Genomic DNA, 23,182 nt, shown 5'->3' on the forward strand with positions numbered 1-23,182 from the left:
CGATCAGATCCTTACTTTAAGTGCAAAGCCGACCCGACAGCCTTATTCCTTCTTCTGCTGGAGGTACATGTTGATCGCGGCGGTGATCGCAGCCACTTTCTTCCCCTGGTCAAACGACCCGGCTAGCGTCTGCATGCGGGTCTCCTCATCCCGCTTGTACCGCTCGAGTGTACGTAATATATGCTCTTCCTGCAGGAAGTGCGTGTGGGTATTCCCCTCAATGAACTGCTGGTTGTTCATGATTGCGTAATGAAGGGGGAGCGTGGTCCTGATGCCGAGAACGATATATTCCGAGATTGCCCGTCGCATCCTCATGATCGCATCGGTGCGGGTGCTGTCCCAGGCACAGAGTTTTGCAATCATCGAGTCGTAATTGGTGGGGATCGTGTATCCCATGTGGATGCCGGAATCGACCCGGATGCCGGGCCCGCCCGGTGACCGGTAACGGAGAATCTTGCCCGGGTCGGCCGCGAAGTTATTGAGCGGGTCCTCGGCATTGATCCTGCACTCGATCGCATGCCCGCGGATCGAGAGGTCATTCTGCTCGAACGGGAGTGATTCACCCGCTGCAATGGCAATCTGTTGTTTGACAAGATCGACACCGGTAATGATCTCCGTGATCGTATGCTCTACCTGGAGGCGGGTGTTCATCTCCATGAAGTAATAGTTCCCTTCACTGTACAGGAACTCGACCGAGCCGGCATTGGAATAATCCGATGCTTCGACGACCTTGAGTGCCGACTGTGACATCCGCTCCCGCAGCTCGTCAGTCATGATCGGGGAGGGGGCCTCCTCGATCAGTTTCTGGTGACGGCGCTGGATCGAGCACTCCCGGTCGTACAGGTGGACAGCGTTCTTGTGTTCGTCGGCAAGCACCTGGAATTCGATATGCCGGGGCTGGGTGAGGTATTTTTCGATGAATACTGTTGCATCCCCAAACGCAGACTTTGCAATTCGCTGGCTCGCCGTGACAGCCTCTTCCAGGGACTGCTCGTTGTCCACGATTTGCATCCCGATGCCGCCACCCCCGGCACTCGCTTTGACAATGACCGGGTACCCGATCTCCGTGGCAACTTTTTTTGCTACATCAATGTCTTTGATACCGCTATCCGTACCCGGGAGTACCGGGACACCGGCATCTTTCATCATCTGCTTGCTGCCGATCTTGGAGCCCATCGCCTTGATGGTCTTCCATCCGGGGCCGACAAATGTGACGCTCTCGTCCTGGCAGAGCTTGGCAAACCGGTAATTCTCTGCAAGGAACCCGTACCCGGGATGGATCGCCTCGGCACCGGACTTCTTGGCAATATCGATGATGCGCTCCATGTTGAGGTAACTCCTGGAGGGGGGCGCTTCGCCGACATGAAATGCCTCGTCCGCGTACTTGACATGGAGGGCGTTCTTGTCCGCATCGGAATAGATCGCCACGGTCTCGATGTCGAGCTCGCGACAGGCCCGCATCACCCGGATCGCAATCTCGCCACGGTTGGCGATTAAGAGTTTCTCAAAAAATTTCATTGCACCACCAGCAGGACATCGCCGTTCTGGACGACATCGCCGGTATCGACAAAGATCTCGGTGACCTTGCCGTCAGCCGGGCTGTGGATCGGGTTCTCCATCTTCATCGCTTCGAGGACAATAAGGGTATCGCCCTTCTTTACCGCGGAACCCCGGCTTACAAGCACCTGGAGGACCATGCCCTGCATATTGCTCTTGATGCCGCCAGCAAATTCCCCGCGCGGGATCTTCTGGGGTGCTACACTGGTCACTTCGACTTTACTCCCGCCAACGGATACGATCTTGACGGAGAAGACCTCGCCATCCACTTCAACTTCCATCTGGCTGGGAATGTCACTGGCAGGTTTCTGGGCCGGCTGCCTTTTTGGGATCTCTTCAATCGTCCGCTCTCCCTTGAGGAACGAGGGGGCAATGGCGGGATAGAGGATGTACGTCAGGACATCCTCCTCTTTTTTTACCAGTCCTGCTTTCGTTGCCTCCGCTTTCATGCTCTCGTACGCGGGTTCGAGCAGGTCGGCAGGCCGGGAGGTAATTACGTTTTCATCACCAATAATGAGCGTGCGGATCTCATCGCTCACCGGCCCGGGGGATTTGCCATAGAGGCCGCGCACATAGTCTTTGACCTCCTTGGTCACGTTCCGGTACCGCTGGCCGTTGACGAGGACGTTCAGCACGGCCTGGGTGCCGACAATCTGGCTCGTGGGCGTGACGAGCGGAGGGTAGCCAAGGTCTTTTCGGACCCGGGGGATCTCCGCAAGGACTTCGTCCCAGCGGTCAAGTGCGTCCTGTTCCTGCAGTTGCGAGACGATATTGGAGATCATGCCTCCGGGAAGCTGGTAGATGAGGACGTCGCTGTCCACGCGTTCCGAGATCGGGTTGAAGAGCCCGCCGTATTTTTCCCGGATCTGCAGGCACTGGTTGCGGACTACCCTGAGCTTGATCAGGTCGATGCCCGTATCGCGGGGCGTCCCGATCAGGGATGCGACAACGCTCTCGGTTGGCGGTTGGGAGGTACCCATGGCAACGGGTGACATTGCGGTATCGAGGATGTCGACACCGGCATCGATCGCTGCCTGGTAACTCATGGGCGCGATACCACTCGTGCAGTGGCTGTGGAGACAGACCTTCACATCCACCGCTTTCTTGATGCCGGTGATAAGTTCCCGTGCCTCGGCTGGCATAATGAGGCCGGCCATGTCCTTGATGCAGATCGAATCGCAGTCAAGGGCGTACAGTTCCTTTGCCAGATCGATGAATGATTTCGTGCTGTGGACCGGGCTTGTGGTATAGGATATCGTGCCCTGCAGGTGCGCCCCGGTCTTCTTGACCCGCTCCATCGAGCGCTTCATGTTCCGGATATCGTTCAGCGCATCGAAGATACGAAAAATATCGACTCCGTTCTTATGGGCAGCGTCAACAAACTTGTCGACGACATCATCAGGATAGTGACGGTACCCGACAAGGTTCTGTCCCCTGAGGAGCATCTGGATGGGAGTATGCTTGAGTTCTGCCTTGAGAGCCTTCAGCCGGTCCCACGGGTCATCGTTTAAAAACCGTATGCAGGTATCGAATGTTGCACCGCCCCATGCCTCAACGGAAAAAAAACCGCAGTGATCGATTTCCTGTGCAAGAGGAAGCATGTCCTCAGTCCGGAGCCGTGTGGCAATCAGTGACTGATGGGCGTCACGGAGGGTGGTATCGGTAATCAGGACTTTTTTTGTGGACGCAGCGTGCATGAAGGAGACCTCTGCCGGGCAGCAGGATTAGATATTCAGCCTCTCAAAACTTCATCGGTAAAGTATAAAAAATTCACTAACGGGAATGAGAGCGATGATGAGCACGCAGAGCGCTGTACCTGTGGAAAGGATGTCCATTTTTGGTGTAATGAACTCCGGGCAGAGCGATCCTCCGTCACGATACCCCCGCACCGCCATGAGTTCAGCGGTGCTCTCGGCCCGGGAGAGTGTACCATTCACGAGAACGAAACCGGCAGGGACCAGCGTCTTCCACAGGGGATTTATCCCTTTGAGTGTTTCTGCAAGGCGGATCTGGTGGAAGTCATGGATCAGGAGGTGCAGGGTCTGCATGCCCATATCCGCCATCATGCCGAGCTCGAATCCTGCGCGTTCTCCCAGCAGCCATACGCCAAACCGGAGGAATTCGCCGCTCTTCTGTTCCGTGTATAACCAGAACCCGATGAGGATGATAACCATCATACGGATAAAATAGGATGCCCCGTCGCCCCCGGTCAGCGCGAGCACGATACTGAAAAAAGCGATCATGGCTGCAACGGGAAGCATCATGCGGAATTGTTTTACCTGTGCAAACCTGCCCGTGAAGATGAGCCACCAGAGAAATGCTGCAACTGCTCCCGGGATACTGTAAAAGGCTGATATGCACAGGAGTACTGCCGCAGCGGTCCGCAGTCTTACGTCCTGCATGCCGCCTCCAGGAGATCGGATGGAGTGATATTTTCCGGCACTTTCCCCCGTGCTATGAGTTTTTTTATCATTTCTGGTGCATGTTCCCATACCTCAAACGCACCGGGAATTGATCCCCTGCTGTGAAGTGAACCATGGGCGATCTCCCAGATATAATCCACCCGCGGGAACTGCATCTGTTCATGCGTAAAGATCACCGTTACACCGGTTGTACGGTGTGAGATCTCAATGCACACGCGTTCTTTTTCCCGGCAGTCAAGGGAGCTGAAGGGTTCATCAAGTACCAGGAGATCGTATTCCCGGGCCATGACGCAGGCAAGGTGAAGGCGTTTCAATTCGCCCCTGCTCAGTTTCAGCGGGGAGTGATCCAGTCGGTCACGGAGGTTCGCTGCGGTTAATATGGCCGTGGGATCGACACCCCATGAGATACATTCGTCCCTGATGGTTGTTCCCGTGACATGATATTCCGGGAACTGGAACGAGACCATCAGCGAGGATATCCCTTCGCGGTAAACCGTGCCGGAGGACGGGGGTAACAGCCCGGCGAGCATCAGTGCGAGTGTGGTCTTCCCGGTGCCGGTATCGCCGCTGACCAGGTGGATGCCTTCTGCGAATATGCCCCGGGCGGAGAGGGACCATCCTTCCCGGGACAGGCAGGTGTTGTCCAGGAGAACTCTCATGTGCCGCACCTCAGGGAAAGCGGGTAAAATGCACTGCCAGAAAGAGTGGAAAAGACCTCGTGGGGCGCTCCGTGGTGCACGGCCCTGCCATTTTCAAGATAAACAATCCGGTCGCTCAGTGCAGCGGTCTCCATCTGCTGGGTGCACCGGATCACGTAGGGTATCCCGCCCGACCTCAGGATGCCATCGATCGTACGGGCCCTGCCGGCATCGAGATGGGAGTCATATTCGTCAAGCACAAGGACCCGGGGGGAATGGACAAGGGCCGCAGCAAGGGCCACAAGGATCTTCTCGCCTCCTGAGAGATCGCGAACCGCCCTGTCCCGGAGGTGAATGATGCCCATCACCCCAAGCTGATGGTCGACCCGGCCGGAGATCATGTCACACGAAACCCGACGGAACCTTAACGGGGACGCAACCTCGTCCGCAACTGTTTCGAACAGGATATTGCGGTCCGGGAACTCGTTTACCCAGCCGGTCTCCGTCTCCCGCGGTGGGAGGCCATCGACAAGCACCGACCCCGCAGCCGGTTCAGTGATCCCGACACAGCATTTGAGGAGCGTGGTCTTGCCGCTGCCATTTGGCCCGATCACTGATGTGATCCCGGGCAGGATATCCAGTGAAGGAATATCGAGCGCCTGGTGCCGGAGGTTGCGTATCAAAATCATGGAAGCCTTCGGGCAATCACGTACGCGGCAACGCACTTGATGGTGCCACCAATGACAAAGGGCAGGACGCCGGCAGAAAATGCCGGGAGTAAACCCATCCCGAGGGAATACATCAGCCACGCCATGCCAAAGAGAAGGGTAATGGCGGTCCCGCATGCAATCCCGGCGATATGCACATACCGGGATTCTCTCTCATATGCCAGACCGACAACCAGTGCAGTGAATATAAAACCGATAAGGTATCCCCCGGTCGGGCCGAGGAGCACACCCGGCCCGGCCATGCCGTTGTGAAATACCGGGAGGCCGAGTGCTCCCAGTACAACATACGCGGCAACCGGGATCACGGCCCTGCGCTTCATCACGGCGCCGGCAAGCAGCACGAACAGTGTCTGGAGGGTGAACGGCACCGGGATACAGGGAATGGAGATCCAGCTCCCGAGCGCGATGAGGCCGATGAAGGCAGCGGAATATGCAATGAGCCGTGATCGCTCCAGGTCACCAAACATCGTCAACCATTAAAAAAATGATGGTTGACGATAAAAAGGTAATCCTGTCACTGGTGATAGCAGTCGCCGGCAATGACGCGTTCGAGCTTGCCATTGGGCTTTCTGATGATCAGCGCGCCGAACTCGTCAATGTCCACCGCTTCGCCTTCAAAGCTGTTCTTGAGCGTCCGGATCTGGACCCGGTTATCCAGCGTGCAGGAGATGCTCTTCCATTCCTGGATGATCGCGTCATATTCGCCGCTCTCGATCAAAAGGTAATGGCTCTCAAATTCTTTTAAGATGCGGGCAAGGAATGCGGCACGGTCAACCTTGTGGCCCACCTCCGCACAGATGGAGGTGATCTGGTTCTGGAGTTCCGGTGTAAAATTGGTGATAGGTACGTTCACGTCAATCCCAATGGAGAGGAGGCAGTGGTGGACCACATCGGAATCTGCCGAAAGTTCGAGCAGGAGGCCGGCCACTTTCTTGTTGCCGATGAAGATATCGTTGGGCCACTTGATGAGGGCACCGAGATTGAACTCCTTACGGATCGCCCGTGCGACCGCAATCGATCCGGCCATCGTGATCATGAAGATATGGTCGATGGGCACATGGGGCTTGAGGACAATGGTCAGCCAGATCCCGCCGCTGGGTGAGATCCAGGCCCGTCCCATCCTGCCGAAACCGCCGGTCTGCTCCTCGGCGATGATGACCATACCATGCATCTTATCGACATCGCCTTCGGAACAGAGCTGCTTTCCCACCCAGATGGTTGAGGACGTGTTCTCGAAGTACCGCATCTTTTTACCGATGAACCGGGTCTGCAGCTTCTTATGGATCTCGTACGGGAGCAGTCGGGTGCTCGGATGGGTGAGCTGGTATCCCGCTTTCTGCGACGAGGAGATATCATACCCCATCATGCGGAGTTCGTTGATATGTTTCCAGACTGCCGAGCGGGTAATGCCCAGTTCATTGCTGATTATCTCCCCTGAGAGCGGGCCTTCTGCACGTTCGAGAATCTCAAGTACTTTAAACGCGGATTCCGGCATGACATTACCTCCGGGAATTGCTCTGTTCTGAATCGAGAGGGCAGGGGTCCTTGCCGCACACCTGCTTGAGGATCGCAGACTGGTGCTCCATGAGCGTGGCGAGATCGAATATGCCCGTGATATCGACAATACCGATCGCACCGATCGCGTTCCCGTCCTTATCCCGGATGGGTGTAACGGTGACCGGCACTCCTTTATAGGCCCCGGTTGAGGGGGTTGTCTTGATCAGCGTGTTCTTTTCAATGGCATCGAGAAGGATCGGGCCGGTGTACTTGCGGTCAATTACTCTCCCGTCCTCAACCCGGATGCCGTCCCGGTCAACGGACTTCGCAGTGACGGGAAGCCGGTGTACCAGGTCATGGACGGCAAGGACAATGGGCTCAAGCTCGTCTGATTCGGCACTGCAGGATAAAATATAGCGGTGCATAAAGAATGCCTCAATACTCTGGTCATTCTTTATCCAGATGAAGGTTGCGTATCAGGCAGGGCCATTTCCCTGCAAAACGAAAAAATTCTGTAAAAATTCTTTAAATCCTCTTAATGACGCTTTGTCCGGATTACCGGCGTGTGATTAAAAGGTCGTCTGATCTCCATTGCAGCAGAATGTTTTGAGGAAACTGCGTGAAGGGAACTCATGGACACTGGTCACGATGATCGTTCCCTTCCCGCAGGTGTGCTCAATGATGACATCCGATGATCCATCCGCCCCGATACCCCGCCCCTCATGGACCGGGAATGTCCCGTCGCATTCGATATTCTCCGGATTATATTCATCAACAATCGTCGTGGCAACAGACCCCCCGGAAAAGGCGAGGCTCCTGGGATGGCAGTCATGCCGGTAGGTCACCTCAAACGGCAGCCAGTCATAGGCATCCGGCCTGTCATCCGCGGCCCCGAAGACAAGGAGGTTCCCCCCGCCTTCCACGAACCTCCTGATCCGCGATGACGAGGCCCGGAGTGCCGGGAGGAGGTTTGAATACCGGGGGTTCCCAAAGCCGGTGGGGATGATCAGGCAGTTGAACGAGCCCCGGAAGAACGGGGCTGCGAGCATCTGGGGCGTGACGATTTCACAGATGATCCCGCAGTCCTCGATCAGCCGGCTGAAGTGCTGCGGGGAGTTCCAGACAAATCCTGCCCGGCAGCTCATCCCTTGATCACCCCAACGGGACTGAGCCGGGCCACGAGCCGCGAGATGCCGACATCGTGCACAACCCGGACTACCTCGTCGCTGGGCTTGTATACGCCGGGTGCTTCGTCCGCGATCGCGTTCTCGTGGGGGGCCCGGACAATGATCCCTTCCTTTAACAGGTTCTCCGTCACCTCCTTCCCGCTCATCCGCTTCTTGGCCTGCGAGCGGCTCATGATCCGGCCCGCCCCGTGACAGGTGCTGCCAAAGGTCCTCTCCATGGCGGTCTCGGTCCCGCGGAGGATATAGGAGGAGGTGCCCATGCTGCCGGGAATGATCACCGGCTGGCCGATGGAGGAGAGTTCCGGGGGGATATCCGCCGAGCCCGGCCCGAATGCCCGGGTAGCGCCCTTGCGGTGGACACAGACCTTCATGGACTTCCCATCGACAACATGGTCCTCGAACTTTGCGACATTATGGGCAACGTCATACACGAGCGGCATGTCCTCGTAATCGATCCGGAACAGCGTTGAGAGGACCTGGCGGGTGGTGTGCGTGATCATCTGCCGGTTTGCCCACGCATAATTTGCCGCGGCGGCCATGGCGCCGAAATATTCCCTGCCTTCCGGGGACGTGAGCGGTGCGCAGGCAAGCTGCCGGTCGGGAAGCTTGATCTGGTATTTTTTTGTCGCCGCTTCAAGGAGTTTTACGTGATCCGTGCAGACCTGGTGCCCGAGCCCCCGTGAACCGCAGTGGATCATGCAGCAGACCTGGCCTTCCCGGATCCCGAACGCCTCCGCGGCAACCGGATCGAAGATCTCGCGGACGACCTGGACTTCAAGGAAATGGTTGCCGGACCCCAGGGTGCCACCCTGCGGTATGCCGCGCTGCCGCGCCTTTGCCGATACATGGCGCGTATCGGCCCCGTTCATGCAGCCGCTCTCTTCGCACCTGACGAGATCGCGGGGGACGCCATACCCGTTCTCCACGGCCCAGCGGGCACCTGTTGTCATCATCGCATCGAGCGAACGCGGCGAGAGCTTCAGGGAACTTTTCGCACCAACCCCCGTGGGGACTGCATGGAAGAGCTGGTCGACCAGGTCCCGCCTGCCACTGACATCCGCAAAGGAGAGCGGCGTGGTCATCAGCCGGACGCCGCAGTTGATGTCAAACCCCACGCCCCCGGGCGAGATGACCCCGTCTTCGAGCGAGAATGCCGCAACCCCCCCGATGGGAAACCCGTATCCCCAGTGAATATCCGGCATGGCGAGGGCATTCTTGATAATGCCCGGCATGGTTGCGACATTCGCGAGCTGCTGCAGTGCCCCGGGCTCAAGGCTCTCTCCAAGGGACTCCGAAAGAAAAAACCGTCCCGGGACCCGCATGCCGGGAATAAATCCCTCCGGCACCTCCCACTCGTTTGTATCGATCCGTTTTACGCCTTCAATCATCTGCTCACCTGCCGGGTTTCTTTATACATCAAATATGATGTCCAGCATATATCCGTTCGTATCGCGGGTAACGGACATGCCAGAATAGGAGATCCCCTTCACTTCACTGCCGCCGGCATGCCGTGACGGATCAAATGGTTCCCCTTCAAGCACCGCGTGCAATTTTCCCCCGGCGATCCGGATATCTGCACGGGAAAAGACCAGCCTGTCAACTTCTGAGATAAAAAGGATCTCGGAAAGGAAGTCCGCAAGAAGCGCCTCGTTGTCGGAAGATTCGACATCGATCTCTTTTGAGACCCTGCCCTTGCGGTCTTTCCCGTACATCACCTGCATCAGCGCATCGAGTGCATCGGAAAAGAGGGCGTCAAGGGTGGGGGCGCATGCCCGGATCTTTACATCTGCCGTGTGGGGCAATTCCGTAAAACTCATTCGCGGTCGTACCCGTTCTGCTCGTTGTCATCAAAAAACGGGATCATGTCCATCTGGAGCGAGTGGAGAAACCGGGCCTGGTGAATGGAAATGTAAACGGTATGGTTACCTGCTTTTAAGAGCAGATCTGTTTTTTTCGGGGGTTTGATCCGGATGGGTAACAATATCGGACCGCCACAGGAAGTACAGACCCTGAAATCACAGTCCCGTTTATTGATATAGTCAATAACTTCCGGGTAAACGGTGACGTCGCTCAGATCTGCGCTGCCATGAGGATGAGTGTACATGATGCTACAATCATAGGAATGATGGAGTAAAAACCGTTATGGATCGGAAACCGGGACACCCTTTCAGGCAGTCCCGACAATCCCGGTCACAATGTCGACATACTTTTCCTTGAGTTCGTAACTGTTCACGCCATCGGCATTCCGCGATGAGCGGAGGATACCGATGCGGGAAGCAATGATACCAACCATCGACGCAATCGCATGAAAAGTAACGGTGAACTGCTTCTGCAGTTTTGCCACCAGTTCGGCGATTGTGATCGATTTCTTCTTTACAAAGAGCCTGAGGACTTCGCGCCGGATACCGGTCTTGTCGCGGGACAGGTATGACCGTAACCGGCCCTCGATGACTCTCTTGATCTCTGAAGGAGATCTCATAATTGTAGTCTAAAAGTTCACCGTATATATAATTTTTGATTTTGTGCGTTTTAAAATCCCCAATTGCAGATTCGGCCATTTAAAGAAGGAACAAAAATTTTCTGCGCAATCCGGAAACCGGCCTTCCGCGCATACCCGTTCACGGCGGTATCCATCAGCGGGTAACGGCACAAGGGTCTGATAACTATTTATTCGTCCATTACAGATGAATACGATATGGGATTGATCAACTATAATATCGAGAAATACTCGCCACAACAGTTGGTGGTAATCCCGCTCGTGCTTCTTGTACTATCCCTGGCATTCGTTGCTTTTTACATGGCGACAACAGGGATGCCGGTCACCCCCGGCCTTGATTTTTCGGGAGGCACTGCGGTAACTATCCGGACAACGGACAGCCACGATCAGCTGCGGACCGTATTTGCTGACTATCCGCTCGTGGAGATCAGCGACATGAACGATGCAAAATTCTTAAAATTCGGCACCATGGATGATGCCACATCGCGGTCATTGTCAGCACTGGTCAGCGAGAAGTACGCGGATGCAAGCATCAACCAGATCAGCGAAACATTCGGGAAATCCCTGCAGTACCAGGCCTTCATTGCCCTGATCTTTTCCTTCATCGGCATGGCAATCGTGGTCTTCCTCTCGTTTCGGACATTTGTCCCGTCCGTTGCAGTCGTACTGTCAGCATTTGCCGACATGGTAATGACCGCCGCAGCGATGAACCTTGCAGGCATCACCTTAACGCTGGGGACAACCGCAGCACTCCTTATGCTCATCGGTTATTCCGTGGACAGCGATATCCTGCTCACCAACCGTGTACTGAAACGCCAGGGAAAACTGAACGACAAGCTTACCGGCGCGTTCCATACCGGTATCAGCATGACCACGACCACCTTTGCGGCGATTGCGGTACTGTTCGTTGTCTCCTGGATCGGCTCGATCCAGATCCTCATGGAAATTTCTGCCGTGCTCCTCATCGGTCTCTTCTTTGATGTCATCAATACCTGGCTGACCAATGTTGGAATTATCAAATGGTACGTCCTTAGAGGAGGTGGGAAATGAACGCAAAGGAGATAAAAACCATTGTTTCGGACTGGCGTGTCGCCGTCCTGATCATCCTCATCCTCGGGTCCCTTATTGCCATATATCCCCACTTCGATGAGAACGGCCACCTTGCCTCGAACCTGCAGTACGGCCTTGACCTCCAGCAGGGCGCATGGATCCAGCTGGAACTCCGCGCCGAAGTGGTTGGTTTCACCACAGACCGCCCTCTTAACGACTTTGTCGGCAACCTCTCGCAGAGTCTCGATGCCGATATGGAGTTGATTGATGCCAACCATATTGAGATCCGGAAATATTTCACCCGGGAAGAACTTGAAGCAAAGTTCAGTGAACAGGGTGGCACGCTCACCAGTTACCAGGAGGGTGTTTCCAAGGACTCCGCGGCTCATATCAAGACCATCCTTGAAAACAAGATCAACTCGATGGGCACCAAGGATGCCAAGGTCAACACGCTTGCAGGCCTGAACAATGTAGTCCGGTATGTCCGGATTGAGCTTGCCGGCGTTAACATGAACGAAGCCCAGCAGATCGTTGGTAAACAGGGCAAGTTCGAGATCCGGGTGCAGACAACCGGTAACCAGTCGGAGCACGTGGTCTTTGGTGACAAGATCTCCAGTGTCCAGGTGCCGGAAAAAGATCTCCAGTCCGGGTCATGGGGTGTGTCGTTCACCCTGGACTCGGCGGGAGCGGCTGAATTCCAGGATGCCGCGATCAAGTACGGTGCAACGGATGACCCCGATAGCCACGAGCTGATGATGATCCTCGACAACGTGACCGTCTACTCGGCGCCCCTGAACGATCGTCTTGCATCGTCGCTCAAGACCGAACAGGTCCGGCAGATGATCGCATCGACCGGTACCGGGACGGCCGGGGCAAATGCTGCAACGAACCTGGAGATCCACCTCAGGGCCGGGGCATTACCGGTTGATGTCAGTATTGCCGGTTCAGGCTCAACGTCCGCACCCCTTGGGGAGCGGTACAAGGCAATGGTACTCCTTGCCGGCGTGCTTGCACTGCTCATGGTCGCGTGTGTCATTTACTACCGGTACCGGGAACCAGGTATCGTCCTGCCGATGGTACTGATCAATGCCTCGGAAGTGCTCATCCTGCTCGGGTTCATCGCCGCGATTAAATTCCAGCTGGACCTGCCGACCATTGCGGGTCTGATTGCCGTCCTCGGAACGGGTATCGACCAGCTCGTGATCATCACGGATGAGATCCTGCACGAAGGAAAGGTCCCGTCCCCGAACCTCTATCTCAAGAGGCTGGCACGGGCACTGGGTATTATCATTGCAGCCGCTGCCACGGTGATTATTGCGATGGTCCCGCTTGTCCTGATGGACCTCTCGACCCTCAAGGGTTTTGCCATCATCACGATCCTTGGTGTGCTCGTCGGTGTAATCATCACCCGTCCGGCATACGGTAAGATCATCATGGCGATCCTCTCCAAGTAACAATACCATAGATTTATCTTTTTTTCTTCCACAACTCTTCCGGGTACGTTCGAATGAGCAAACCGGTATTGTTTGATTTTTTTGCCACCTGGTGCGGTCCGTGCAAGCTGCAGACCCCCATCTTAGAGGAACTGGCAAAAAAGATGGGCGACTCCGTTGAGATACGGAAGATCGACGTTGACCAGCATATGGACCTTGCGGAGAAATACGGGATCCGGGTTGTCCCGACCCTGGTCATCGAGAAGGATGGAAAAGTTGTCAAGTCCATGGAAGGGGTCACGGACATTTCGACCCTTGAAAACCTATTAAAACCGGTGGTGGACTGAATGAAGATCGGCATTGTCGGCGGGACCGGGGATATCGGAGAGGGGATGGCGATGCGCCTCTCCGCACACTATGATGTGGTTGTCGGCTCACGGGAACAGGACAAGGCAGAAGCCACCTGCACGATGGGACGCACGGAAGTCACAAAACGCGGAAAGCCCTGCTCGCTCACAGGGGTTACCAACCAGCAGGCGATCGATGCAGCGGACGTGATCATCCTCGCGATCCCGTTCAAACACGCGGCCTCGACCCTTGCAACCCTCCACGGTTTTGAGAATAAGATCGTGGTCAGCCCGGTCAACCCGATGGAGAAGACCGATCACTTTGTCTTTGTGCCTCCGGCAGAAGGCTCTGCGGCCCTGATGATCCGGAAGATCCTGCCAAAGGAAGCCCGGATCTGTTCGGCATTCAACACGATTGCCGCAAACAAGTGGAAAGCCCTTGACGAGGAACTCGATTACTCCGTCCCGGTCTGCAGCGATGATGCCGAGGCAAAGAAGACCGTCATGGAGATTGTAAACAAGGTCTCCCGGTTCAAAGCCTTTGATGCCGGCCCGCTTGCATCCTCCTGTATGGTGGAATCATTAACCCCGCTCCTGCTCAATATCGCGCGATACAACAAGATGAGGGATGTCGGCATCAGATTCATTTAAAGTGCGGAAGATCGTCCGGGCCCTGAAGAAAAAATACGGGAAGATCCCGTGGTGGCCCGGCGACTGCGACGAGGTGATGATCGGTGCGATCCTCACCCAGCAGACCCGGTGGGAGAACGTTGAGCGGGCACTTGACGAACTCCACCGGCGTGATCTCTGTTCCCTGTCCACGATCCGTACCGCTGATTCAACGGCAATTGAGGAGGCGATCCGGTGTACCGGTTTTTACCGGATCAAGGCCGGGAGGCTCAAAGCCCTTGCGACATTTGCTGAGGTGACCTGCGGTGGCGTCCAGAAGATGGAAAAAATTCCAACCCGGGCGCTCAGGGAAGGCCTGCTGGGTGTCCATGGAATCGGTGAGGAGACCGCTGACAGCATCCTCTGTTATGGGTTCTCGCGTCCGGTTTTTGTGATCGATGCATACACGGACCGGATGGTACGGTGCGCCGGCGTGACCGAGCCGCGCAACCGGCTGAAAGACCTGTTCGAGAGCGTACTGCCGGAAAATAATGAGACCTGCCGCCAGACCCATGCACATATCGTGGAGTATGCAAAAGAGTTCTGTGGAAAGAAAAGGTGCGATGCATGTATTCTCGTGAATTCGAACGGATAGGAAAGCGGCTCTTTGCCGAGCATCTCGTGGGGGGCAACTTCGGCAACATGAGTGCCCGCGAAGACAACAAAGGTTTTCACATCAAACAGACCGGTGATTATCTCGATGCGGTCAGCGGCCTTGTCTTTGTCCCGTTTGAGGGGACCGTTCCGAAGAATGCGTCCAGCGAATACCGGGTCCATCTCGCGGTATACAAAAATTCCCCGCATTCAGCAATCGTCCACGCGCACCCGCAGGCCGCGATTGCTGCCTCGCTTGTTATTGACAAAATAATTCCGGAAGACAGCGAAGGCAAGATGTTCTGCCCGGAAATTCCGGTTGTTGATGGTGCACCGGGATCACAGGAGATTGCCGACAATGTCGCAGCGGTACTTTCACAATCGAAGCTGGTGATTGTGCGGGGCCATGGCACCTTTGCCGCGGGAAAAAATCTTGACGAGGCGTACCAGTTCACATCGCTTGCCGAGCATTCGTGCCGGGTGCTTGCACTGAAAAAGAATTTTCTGCCCGGATAATTTTTAAGAGATCCGGGACGGCTGCCTGCAATGATTCGTTGAGTATAGTACTGCATCAAAGGAGTACGACTGGTAACAATACCTATAGCCCGCAAAACTCATAATCTAATAATCTAAGTTGTGAGTGCATATGCCAGATACGACACTTGTCAAGGTCTCATCCAAGGGACTCGTCACCCCCCCGAAAAAGATCCGGTCCCGTCTCGATATACAGGAGGGTGATTACCTTTCGATCTCTTCGGATAACGACCAGATCATCTTCCGGAAAGCCAAAATCGAGATCGATTACGAGAACCCTGACGATGCATGGAAGGAACATACGAAGAGAAGGCTGATGCATGGATGAACCGGCACAGGGATCGGTTGTCCTTGTGGATTTTTCCTATTCCAACCAGATACAATCAAAAGCACGCCCGGCACTGGTTGTGAGCAATTCCCGGTATAACACGATCTCCCGCGACGTGATCGTCATGAAGATCACATCCCGGAAACCAAAAATGATGGCGGTCAGTCTGACCAATGAGGACCTGTTATCAGGATCGCCGGATCATCCCAGTTATGCGCAGGCTGACGGGATCTATGCCCTGGAAAAAGATCTCATCTGCAACACAATCGGTATCGTGCGGCCGAAGAAAATGCAGGAGATCCGGAACCTGGTTTCAGATCTGTTCTCCGTGGACCCTTTCTGACGATATCCTCATCTGCTCCAGCGTGTAACTGATGGTACAGGATATGGATTTTCAGTATACAAAAGACAGGATCGTACTTGGCGGAAAACACCTTACCCTCCTTGATGACTTTGTCATTGGTTTTATCCGCGTACTGGAACCCCACACCCCGTACGTCATTGTCAGCGGGTATGTTGCCATCCTGTTCGGACGGTCACGGGGTACTGAAGACATCGACATCCTGATCCCTCCACTCGGCAGGGAATCGTTCGACAAACTCCATGCAACGCTTCTTTCAGAGGGGTACGAATTTTTGAATGCTGAAGATGCCGGCGGCCTTTGGGAAATGCTCAGGCAGCATATGGGAATACGTGTTGCACAGAAGGATCGTTTCATCCCGAACATTGAGCTCAAGTTCCTCAAGGATGAAGTTGACCGGAGGGTTTTTTCCGGCCGGGTGCTTCTTGATATTCCCGGAGCCGGCCTGTATATCTCTCCTGTTGATATCCAGATAGCGTACAAATTATATCTCGGTTCCGAAAAGGATATTGAGGATGCACTGTATCTTTATGAAATATTCAAAAACGATCTGGACCGTACCGAACTGAAGACGTGGATGGAAACCTTCCGCGTCCGGGGGGACGATTATGGAATTGAGCTTTGATAAAAGCGCAAGGAGAAAAGAGCGCCTCGCATTTATCCGGAGCTATGCCGCATGGGTGAAACAAACGCCCAATGCAGAGTGGAGCGCCCGGCAGGCCGGCCTGATTGACAGCCTTGTGGAGAATGCCCGGAACATGCCGTTGTCCCGCAGCGAATACCTGCGGATAGTTGACGGGAGGAACAGGCGCCCCTCAATCCATTGAGGGACCGGCTGGTGGGTGTGGAGATGGTGGACCCGGCGCCATTCTCATCCTTCAGGTTTGGAGAGGTTCGCACGAACCTCGACAATGAGAAGGTTGGCTGAGGCCAGCCTTCGAAATTTTGAGGGTCACCAGACCCGAGAAACGAGAAGAGCCATCAGGCTCTTCGAACGGGGATGACCTTCAGGATTTCCGGGAGTACGACTGAAATCGCATCCACGCGGTTCCACAATTTTTCCGGCCCGGCTCATCCATGCGGCCGGGCCCCGTTGCAAATTTAAAAAAAAATTACTTGGGCGGTTTTTCCGGCTGTTGTAACTGGATCTCCCGGATAATTTCCCGGTGGAAGACGAGCAGCATGTCGCTGATCATACCGAACATGAAGATCTCGATACCAACGACGATCAGCAGCACGGTGAGGATCGTAAGCGGGATATGCTCGATATGGCCAAGGGGGCTGAGCCATTCCAGCAGGACATAGATGCCGACGAGAAATCCGAGGAGGGTGGTGAATATTCCCATCATGCCAAAATAGAACATCGGGTTATTGATACGGGCGAGCCGGTAGATGGTGCTGACGATTTTTATCCCGTCATGGAAGGGGGACAACTTCGTTGCGGTCCCGGGCCTGCGCAAATACCTGATGGGGACAACCATGACCCGCTGGCCGTTCCTCACGGCTTCAACAGAGATCTCGGTCTCGATCTCAAACCCTGTCTCTCTTAAGTGCATCTGCTGGATGGCAAGCCGGGTGAATGCCCTGTACCCGGACAGGATATCGTGCAGGTCCCTGCTGTGGGCGATCTTGAAGAGGAGATTGAGCATGTGGTTGCCAAAAAGATTGAGACTGGAGAACGAACCCTCCTCTGCATTGATGAGCCGGTCGCCGATAACCTGGTCGAACCCGAGGAAGAGGGGAGTCAGCATCTTCTCGGCATCTTTTGCAGAATAGGTGCCGTCCCCGTCAAGCATGAGGATGTACGGCTGCTCGATCACCTCAAATGCCTCGATGATTGCATTCCCTTTCCCTTTGCCGGACTGCGTCCGGACATTGGCACCGGCCTCGCGGGCAATCTTCACGCTGTTGTCCGTGCTCTTGCCGTCAACGACGAGGATATGGTTATAGCCGAGGGCCTTGAACTCCTTGACAACATTACCGATTGTCGGCCCCTCGTTCAGGATGGGAATTAAGATGCAGACCTCATCTTTGTTGAATTTCATTGGTATAGTATTTTTAATCGGTTGTCATAAGGTCTTCTATGCATCTGCCCAAAAAAGGCCTGCGGGCACTTGGCATTGCAGAGAGTTATACCGGCAGGACGCGCTCGACCCTTGCCGGGGTCGTGATGAGGAAAGATCTCCGCATCGATGGTTTCTCGTTTGCCACGGTCACGGTTGGCGGAATGGATGCAACAGATACTATCCTGAACATGATCCATGACCTGCAGCGCAGGGACCTCAACGTCATCCTGCTCTCCGGCTGCGTGATTGCCTGGTTCAACGTGATCGATCCTTCACGTATAGAGAAGGAGACCGGTATTCCGGTCATCTGTGTCACGTACGAGGATTCCGGTAGACTCATCGAGGATATCCGCCACCATTTCCCGGATGATGCGGGTCGTCTTGCCGCATACACTGCGCTGGGGGAACGCACTCCCGCCCGGCTGCACACCGGCCAGACAATCTTCATCCGGTCGTGGGGGCTTTCCGATGACAACGCAGCGCGGTTCTGCGATGACTTCACTCTTGAAGGAAAAATCCCCGAACCCCTGCGGGTGGCCCGGCTCTGTGCCCGGAACCTGCCCGGCAGTCCTGAAAGCGGTTGCCCTCATGATTGATTTCATATAACTAGAGAGAAGAAACATAATGGTTTCACAACCGGTTGTTACGGAGTTGTTTATGATGACAAAGGATGCAAGGTCAGCACGGTGGGTCTGTCTCGAATGCCACTACATCTACGATCCTGAGAAGGGCGATCCCCGAAACGGGGTGCCTGCCGGGACACCCTGGGAGCAGGTCCCGGACACCTGGCGCTGCCCGGAATGCAAGGTCCTCAAATCGAAGAAGGGCGTCTTTAAGCGCCTTGACGACTGAGATATAAATCCATCATTTTTTCCTGGTTGCTTTCTTCGGTGTGAGGATAGGTATCGCGGGAAATGATCTTTTTTGTTGTCGCATCATAGATCTCGATGGTAACGCTGTCTTCGGGATGGATCGTCTGGTCGCTGTAATCAATAGCCAGGCGTTCTCCGGAAGTCCAGACCGCATTGCCATTCTTCCTGGAACCGGATGCACCTTCCCCCTCAAGAACCTGAACGCCATGGTGGTGAGTGTCCGCAGCCTGTTCATTGGCATTCAGCGTTGGGATCTCTGCCGGGATTTTCTTTCCGTTAACATAGGTAATGGCATACAGGTTCCAGTTCTGGTACCCGGTCTTTGCAGTATTTTGCAGGATTACCCGGCTTTCATAGGTCATCCTCCCATAACTGTCGATATGCCGGATTTTCGTAATCTTAAAAATCACAGGGACCTCCGGATCCAGCGAGAGGTTCGGCATCTGGAGTGCCATGAGCAGGACCAGTGCTGCAAGAGCAATGGTGATCGCAAGCGCAAGTATAACGCTGATTACCACTGATGTTGCGCCATCCGGTATTTTCTTCGATCGTGGGGACAATAAGAAAAAGTCAGCTTCAGTTAATATAATATTTTTTAATTTATCCTGCAAACAAAATGTTAATATATTTTATATCCGGCACATTTTCGGAGATCCTGCAACAATCCGGGCCTGATTCGCTATTTTTCCCGGTTAACATAAATATCACATGCACCAATCTCTGTGAAAATCAGTATCCCTTCGCCGGGATCACTCCCCAGGTTCATTATGCCGGATGTTTCAGACCGTGCCAGTATCCGCCGGAAAAGTATGGATGACTATTACGAAGGTCTCGCATTCGGACGGGATGGGCGGCATGAGGATGCATTAACCTCTTTTTCCCGGGCACTGGCATCCGATCCCACCTTCGCCCTTACATGGGTAGGCCGGGGGTTTGCGCTTGGCAAACTGGGACGGTATGAAGAGGAGATCGAGTGTTGTGACAAGGCAATCCTTCTTGACCCCCGGTGTGTTGATGCGTGGGTCAACAAGGGATTTGCCTGTGGCATGCTCAACCGTTTCGATGACAAGATCATGTGCTGTGAACAGGCATTGCAGATCGATCCGGGGAACGCAACGGCCTGGAACAACAAGGGCGTTGCCCAGGGGATGCTCAAAAAGTTCGAAGCGGAGATCCGCTGCTGCGACCGTGCCCTTGAGATCCGGCCGCGGTACCTTTCAGCATGGGTCAACAAGGGATTTGCCTGCGGGAAACTGAAACGCTTTGAGGACGAGGTCGCCTGTTATGATCGTGCCCTGAAAATATACCCCTATTACCAGTCAGCCCTGCTCAAGAAGGGGATTGCATTGATCCACCTGAAGAACTACAAAGAGGCCATCGAAACACTGGACCGTTCACTCGCCATTGAGCAGAGGAATGCAAAGGCCCTCTACCGGAAAGGCCTTGCACTCTCCATGCTGGGACGGCACGAAGACGCGATCAGGTGTCTTGAGAATGCGCTGGAGATCGATCCATCCATTGCTGACGCGTGGGTGGTGATGAGCAACTCCTGCTTCATGATAGGGCGGCTGGAAGAATCGGCCCGTGCGTTCGACCGGGCATATTATATCGATGTGAAGGATGTCCGCACGGGCGTTGTCAAGGGCCTGTCGTTACTGAAGAACGGTAAGTTTGACGACGCGATCCGCAGTTTTTCCGATGTGTTCGGCATCCTGCTCAGGTAATTTCCGGGCACATCCGGGATCATGATACTCCGCCTTTTTATGCCTGTTTCACGTACAGAAAAGTATGGATGTCGAGGAGTATGCCCGCAGGGGACTCGCAGAAGGTACTGAAGAAAAAACCCTGCAGGAAACGCTGGCCGATCACGTTGTCCGTTTGAAAAATGCCAGCCCCTCCTATGCATCGGCGTTCGCTCGCGCCGTTATTGAAGAAGTGAAGAATACCCGGGGGTTGTCCGGCGACTTTTTTACGTTTGAACCGGCCGGCGTCCGTATGGGCGAGTTTGGTGTGGGCTCCCGGGGAAAAGGGGATTTTTTTGCCCACCGCCAGATCTCCCGCATCATCGGGAAGACGTCTGCCTCCGTTGGTGTTGACGAGATGGACGATGCCGGTGCGGTCTGTGCCGGGGGAAAATATATTATCTGCACGGTCGACGGGATGCACTCGCGCCTTTCCGATTACCCGTATCTTGCCGGCTTTCACGTGACCCGGGCAACGCTCCGTGACACGTACGTGATGGGGGCAAAGCCGATCATGCTCTTCTCGGATATCCATGTTGCCGATGACGGGGATGTGGCAAAGATCTTCGATTATACTGCCGGTATCACGACCGTTGGCGAGGCAATGGACGTACCGCTTGTCACCGGGTCGACCCTGCGCATCGGCGGCGACATGGTCCTTGGCAGCCGGCTCACCGGGTGTGTCGGTGCCGTGGGTGTGGCCGAACACCTCACCGCCCGGAAGTCCACGCAGCCCGGGGATGTCCTCTTAATGACGGAAGGTGCCGGGGGCGGGACGATTGCGACAGCCGCGATTTATTCAGGATTTCCGGAAGTGGTCGAAGAGACCATCAACCTGAATTTCCTCATGGCCTGCGAGGCCCTGATGAAGAGCAGCGTCTTTACGCAGGTCCACGCGATGACGGATGTGACGAACGGGGGGCTCCGCGGCGATGCGTTCGAGATGGCCGAGACCGCCGGCTGCCGGATCGTCATTGACGAATCCGATATCGGCAGCCTGGTCCAGCCCCAGGTGAAGGAGATGCTCGAAGCGCTGAAGATCGATTACCTTGGCGTCTCGCTCGATTCCCTGCTCGTGGTTGCACCGGCCGGAGCCGCCGATGAGATCTGCCGCGTGATCCGGTCGGCCGGTGTTACGATGAAGCAGGTCGGGCACGTGGAAGAGGGGAAGCCGGAGGCAGTGCTCCGTGCCGGAGGTAAAGACCATGACTTCTCGCCCCGGTTCCGGGAATCCGCGTACACTCCGGTGAAGAAGGTGGCGGATACGGAGACGCGTGACTTTGAGGAGATGAAAGCGGGAGTTGTGCGTGCCTCTGAAGCGGCGATACAGAAAAAGCAGCGAGTGCTGAGCCGGCTGAGGGCCGGGAAAGGCGGGTTTTAAAAAATTTCTCTGTAGAAATCCTTCCCACAACTCACTCAGTGGAATTGCGAAGGTAACCCCCTCTCTCGCTCGAAGAACGCTAAAGCGTTCTTCTCGACCTCCCTTCGGTCGGTCCCCAGAGGGGGAGTCCGAATGGTCCAACAGGACCACGAGGGCGCAGAAGAACCTGAAGGGTTCTTCGAGGCAACCCAAGGGGGTAAACCCCCTTGACCCCCTTTTCGATCCTTTTTTATGGTGTCCATATACGGCCATGCTCCACGGGGCGAGGGTCGATTAGACCCCGAGCGCCCGTGGCTCCATCACAATCCAATACTATCCCTCGCAGGTTTTCCATAGAGCCAAAAGAATTTTTTGTGAACAGAAATTTTTTTTTGGAAATTTTTTGATAACGTACCTGCTCTTACAATTTTTTTCCTAGGGGTAAGGGGTCTCATGAATTATTTTTGGTGAGGGGGGATGGGGGTCATTGAAAAAAATTGGTGAGGGGGGGGGGGTGTCATGCAAATTTTTTAGTGAGGGGTACACCCCCTCATTGAAAATTTTCCATGAGGGTCTGCCCCTGTTTTCGAAACGGTTTACGACGGGACGTTGTGTTTTTGCGTGGGGGAATGTCTGAGGGGTCAGGGGGGTCAGCGAAAAATACGGATGAGGGGGGTGGGGGCTCAGGTAAATATTCTTGTTAGGGGTAGGGGGCTCAGGGGGATCGGAAACTCCGTCTCACGCCGGTATACGACGGAACCCCGCCCCGGGACCATCTCTTAGATAGTGCAGATCCGGCCTCTTCAAAAATACCTGTCACAGGTCAGGTGACCCGTATTAGGGAGCCCTAAAACTGCGATACAAAACGGGGGTTCTTTTCATTTAAGTGAGGGTCGGTCCGACCCGAACTTTTAGGAAAAAACAGGGTTTTTTCCGTGTCGAGCCCACCATAGCCTGTTTGGAAGGAGATCGGCCATCCAATAGCGCCCATTAGCCCTTTTTTTATTCTTCGACGAAGAAAATCCAATCGGGGCCCGTATAGCCCGAGAAAAGAACCTTATCGCACCGTTTTTTGGGAATAAGACACGTTTGAGCAGGATCAGGCTGGTTCCCTGGTATCGCTCACCGTCGAAGATTTTCTGCGGAAAATCTTCTCCTCCTCCAGGTCTTAAGACCTGTCGGACATCGGAGAATCAAGTTCTGTTGATGGTATCTTCCCGCAGGTATTCCGGAGGGATGATCTCCGACGTGAAATCTACTCCTCTGTCGGGGATGATCTTACAGGCCCCCTGTTTGGGA

At 54.9% G+C, this 23,182-nt stretch carries 29 protein-coding genes; 14 read left to right on the top strand and 15 right to left on the bottom strand.

Annotation, left to right across the window (positions count from 1 at the left end):
* Nucleotides 1–42: 42 nt before the first annotated feature.
* The 13 genes from M0R30_RS01620 to M0R30_RS01680 form a co-directional block, all read right to left on the bottom strand.
* Nucleotides 43–1,518: an acetyl-CoA carboxylase biotin carboxylase subunit gene (locus M0R30_RS01620; protein WP_292542455.1), complete on the bottom strand. Its 1,476-nt coding sequence runs from the start codon at nt 1,516–1,518 to the stop codon at nt 43–45.
* Nucleotides 1,515–3,254 carry a pyruvate/oxaloacetate carboxyltransferase gene (locus M0R30_RS01625; protein WP_292542457.1) on the bottom strand — a complete coding sequence of 580 codons (1,740 nt, stop codon included), beginning with the start codon at nt 3,252–3,254 and terminating at the stop codon, nt 1,515–1,517. The genes M0R30_RS01620 and M0R30_RS01625 overlap by 4 nt, the downstream gene beginning before the upstream one ends.
* 51 nt (nt 3,255–3,305) lie before the next feature.
* Nucleotides 3,306–3,959 (bottom strand): hypothetical protein, encoded by a 654-nt coding sequence (locus M0R30_RS01630; RefSeq protein ID WP_292542459.1) that lies wholly within the window; start codon nt 3,957–3,959, stop codon nt 3,306–3,308.
* Entirely contained in the window at nt 3,947–4,639 is a 693-nt protein-coding gene (locus M0R30_RS01635; protein WP_292542462.1) for an ATP-binding cassette domain-containing protein, read from the bottom strand. The genes M0R30_RS01630 and M0R30_RS01635 overlap by 13 nt, the downstream gene beginning before the upstream one ends.
* Nucleotides 4,636–5,307, bottom strand: a complete 672-nt coding sequence (locus M0R30_RS01640; RefSeq protein WP_292542465.1) for an energy-coupling factor ABC transporter ATP-binding protein — start codon at nt 5,305–5,307, stop codon at nt 4,636–4,638. Before M0R30_RS01640 ends, M0R30_RS01635 begins: the two co-directional genes overlap by 4 nt.
* Nucleotides 5,304–5,813 carry a biotin transporter BioY gene (locus tag M0R30_RS01645; RefSeq protein ID WP_292542468.1) on the bottom strand — a complete coding sequence of 170 codons (510 nt, stop codon included), beginning with the start codon at nt 5,811–5,813 and terminating at the stop codon, nt 5,304–5,306. The genes M0R30_RS01640 and M0R30_RS01645 overlap by 4 nt, the downstream gene beginning before the upstream one ends.
* A 47-nt stretch (nt 5,814–5,860) precedes the next feature.
* Nucleotides 5,861–6,841, bottom strand: coding sequence for a biotin--[acetyl-CoA-carboxylase] ligase (locus M0R30_RS01650; RefSeq protein ID WP_292542470.1), 981 nt, complete (start codon nt 6,839–6,841; stop codon nt 5,861–5,863).
* A gap of 4 nt (nt 6,842–6,845) precedes the next feature.
* The gene (locus M0R30_RS01655; RefSeq protein ID WP_292542473.1) at nt 6,846–7,268 is read right to left on the bottom strand and encodes a DUF2111 domain-containing protein; all 423 of its coding nucleotides are present in this window, start codon (nt 7,266–7,268) and stop codon (nt 6,846–6,848) included.
* Between the two features lie 144 nt (nt 7,269–7,412).
* Nucleotides 7,413–7,988 (bottom strand): hypothetical protein, encoded by a 576-nt coding sequence (locus M0R30_RS01660; RefSeq protein ID WP_292542475.1) that lies wholly within the window; start codon nt 7,986–7,988, stop codon nt 7,413–7,415.
* Nucleotides 7,985–9,418 (bottom strand): RtcB family protein, encoded by a 1,434-nt coding sequence (locus M0R30_RS01665; protein WP_292542478.1) that lies wholly within the window; start codon nt 9,416–9,418, stop codon nt 7,985–7,987. Before M0R30_RS01665 ends, M0R30_RS01660 begins: the two co-directional genes overlap by 4 nt.
* Before the next feature lie 21 nt (nt 9,419–9,439).
* Nucleotides 9,440–9,847, bottom strand: a complete 408-nt coding sequence (locus tag M0R30_RS01670) for an archease (RefSeq protein ID WP_292542480.1) — start codon at nt 9,845–9,847, stop codon at nt 9,440–9,442.
* Complete coding sequence (locus M0R30_RS01675) at nt 9,844–10,134, bottom strand: hypothetical protein (protein ID WP_292542482.1); 291 nt, start codon at nt 10,132–10,134, stop codon at nt 9,844–9,846. Before M0R30_RS01675 ends, M0R30_RS01670 begins: the two co-directional genes overlap by 4 nt.
* A gap of 63 nt (nt 10,135–10,197) precedes the next feature.
* A complete protein-coding gene (locus M0R30_RS01680) occupies nt 10,198–10,509 on the bottom strand; it encodes a DUF2551 domain-containing protein (protein WP_292542484.1) in 312 nt (103 codons plus the stop codon).
* Between the two features lie 216 nt (nt 10,510–10,725).
* Here M0R30_RS01680 and M0R30_RS01685 point away from each other — a divergent pair, with 216 nt between their 5' ends.
* The 10 genes from M0R30_RS01685 (at nt 10,726) to M0R30_RS01730 (ending at nt 16,670) form a co-directional block, all read left to right on the top strand.
* On the top strand, nt 10,726–11,577 hold the full coding sequence (locus tag M0R30_RS01685) for a protein translocase subunit SecF (RefSeq protein WP_292542487.1): 852 nt from the start codon (nt 10,726–10,728) through the stop codon (nt 11,575–11,577).
* Nucleotides 11,574–13,031: a preprotein translocase subunit SecD gene (locus M0R30_RS01690; RefSeq protein ID WP_292542490.1), complete on the top strand. Its 1,458-nt coding sequence runs from the start codon at nt 11,574–11,576 to the stop codon at nt 13,029–13,031. The genes M0R30_RS01685 and M0R30_RS01690 overlap by 4 nt, the downstream gene beginning before the upstream one ends.
* A gap of 53 nt (nt 13,032–13,084) precedes the next feature.
* Nucleotides 13,085–13,357 carry a thioredoxin gene (gene trxA / locus M0R30_RS01695; protein ID WP_292542493.1) on the top strand — a complete coding sequence of 91 codons (273 nt, stop codon included), beginning with the start codon at nt 13,085–13,087 and terminating at the stop codon, nt 13,355–13,357.
* Nucleotides 13,358–14,008, top strand: a complete 651-nt coding sequence (gene npdG, locus M0R30_RS01700; RefSeq protein WP_292542496.1) for an NADPH-dependent F420 reductase — start codon at nt 13,358–13,360, stop codon at nt 14,006–14,008.
* The gene (locus M0R30_RS01705) at nt 13,986–14,621 is read left to right on the top strand and encodes a Fe-S cluster assembly protein HesB (RefSeq protein WP_292542499.1); all 636 of its coding nucleotides are present in this window, start codon (nt 13,986–13,988) and stop codon (nt 14,619–14,621) included. Before npdG ends, M0R30_RS01705 begins: the two co-directional genes overlap by 23 nt.
* Nucleotides 14,594–15,136 (top strand): aldolase, encoded by a 543-nt coding sequence (locus M0R30_RS01710; protein ID WP_292542501.1) that lies wholly within the window; start codon nt 14,594–14,596, stop codon nt 15,134–15,136. The genes M0R30_RS01705 and M0R30_RS01710 overlap by 28 nt, the downstream gene beginning before the upstream one ends.
* A gap of 130 nt (nt 15,137–15,266) precedes the next feature.
* Nucleotides 15,267–15,482: an AbrB/MazE/SpoVT family DNA-binding domain-containing protein gene (locus M0R30_RS01715; RefSeq protein WP_292542503.1), complete on the top strand. Its 216-nt coding sequence runs from the start codon at nt 15,267–15,269 to the stop codon at nt 15,480–15,482.
* Nucleotides 15,475–15,825, top strand: a complete 351-nt coding sequence (locus tag M0R30_RS01720; RefSeq protein ID WP_292542505.1) for a type II toxin-antitoxin system PemK/MazF family toxin — start codon at nt 15,475–15,477, stop codon at nt 15,823–15,825. Before M0R30_RS01715 ends, M0R30_RS01720 begins: the two co-directional genes overlap by 8 nt.
* Before the next feature lie 43 nt (nt 15,826–15,868).
* Nucleotides 15,869–16,468 carry a hypothetical protein gene (locus M0R30_RS01725; RefSeq protein ID WP_292542507.1) on the top strand — a complete coding sequence of 200 codons (600 nt, stop codon included), beginning with the start codon at nt 15,869–15,871 and terminating at the stop codon, nt 16,466–16,468.
* Nucleotides 16,452–16,670 carry a hypothetical protein gene (locus tag M0R30_RS01730; RefSeq protein WP_292542509.1) on the top strand — a complete coding sequence of 73 codons (219 nt, stop codon included), beginning with the start codon at nt 16,452–16,454 and terminating at the stop codon, nt 16,668–16,670. Before M0R30_RS01725 ends, M0R30_RS01730 begins: the two co-directional genes overlap by 17 nt.
* Nucleotides 16,671–16,955: 285 nt before the next feature.
* On the opposite strand, the gene aglJ is transcribed toward M0R30_RS01730, so the two are convergent.
* Nucleotides 16,956–17,888 carry an S-layer glycoprotein N-glycosyltransferase AglJ gene (aglJ, locus tag M0R30_RS01735; RefSeq protein WP_292542512.1) on the bottom strand — a complete coding sequence of 311 codons (933 nt, stop codon included), beginning with the start codon at nt 17,886–17,888 and terminating at the stop codon, nt 16,956–16,958.
* Between the two features lie 38 nt (nt 17,889–17,926).
* Between aglJ and M0R30_RS01740 the strand changes: the two genes are divergently transcribed.
* Nucleotides 17,927–18,505, top strand: coding sequence for a DUF99 family protein (locus M0R30_RS01740; RefSeq protein WP_292542515.1), 579 nt, complete (start codon nt 17,927–17,929; stop codon nt 18,503–18,505).
* A 61-nt stretch (nt 18,506–18,566) separates the two neighbouring features.
* Nucleotides 18,567–18,761 (top strand): rubredoxin, encoded by a 195-nt coding sequence (locus tag M0R30_RS01745; RefSeq protein WP_292542518.1) that lies wholly within the window; start codon nt 18,567–18,569, stop codon nt 18,759–18,761.
* Here M0R30_RS01745 and M0R30_RS01750 read toward each other — a convergent pair.
* Complete coding sequence (locus M0R30_RS01750) at nt 18,742–19,341, bottom strand: hypothetical protein (protein ID WP_292542520.1); 600 nt, start codon at nt 19,339–19,341, stop codon at nt 18,742–18,744. The genes M0R30_RS01745 and M0R30_RS01750 overlap by 20 nt on opposite strands.
* A gap of 207 nt (nt 19,342–19,548) precedes the next feature.
* Between M0R30_RS01750 and M0R30_RS01755 the strand changes: the two genes are divergently transcribed.
* Together M0R30_RS01755 and M0R30_RS01760 are read left to right on the top strand one after the other, a co-directional pair.
* On the top strand, nt 19,549–20,505 hold the full coding sequence (locus M0R30_RS01755) for a tetratricopeptide repeat protein (protein ID WP_292542523.1): 957 nt from the start codon (nt 19,549–19,551) through the stop codon (nt 20,503–20,505).
* A gap of 64 nt (nt 20,506–20,569) precedes the next feature.
* Nucleotides 20,570–21,904: an AIR synthase-related protein gene (locus tag M0R30_RS01760; protein ID WP_292542525.1), complete on the top strand. Its 1,335-nt coding sequence runs from the start codon at nt 20,570–20,572 to the stop codon at nt 21,902–21,904.
* The last annotated feature ends 1,278 nt before the right edge of the window (nt 21,905–23,182 follow it).

Source organism: Methanoregula sp., assembly GCF_023227875.1.
Taxonomy (GTDB): domain Archaea; phylum Halobacteriota; class Methanomicrobia; order Methanomicrobiales; family Methanospirillaceae; genus Methanoregula.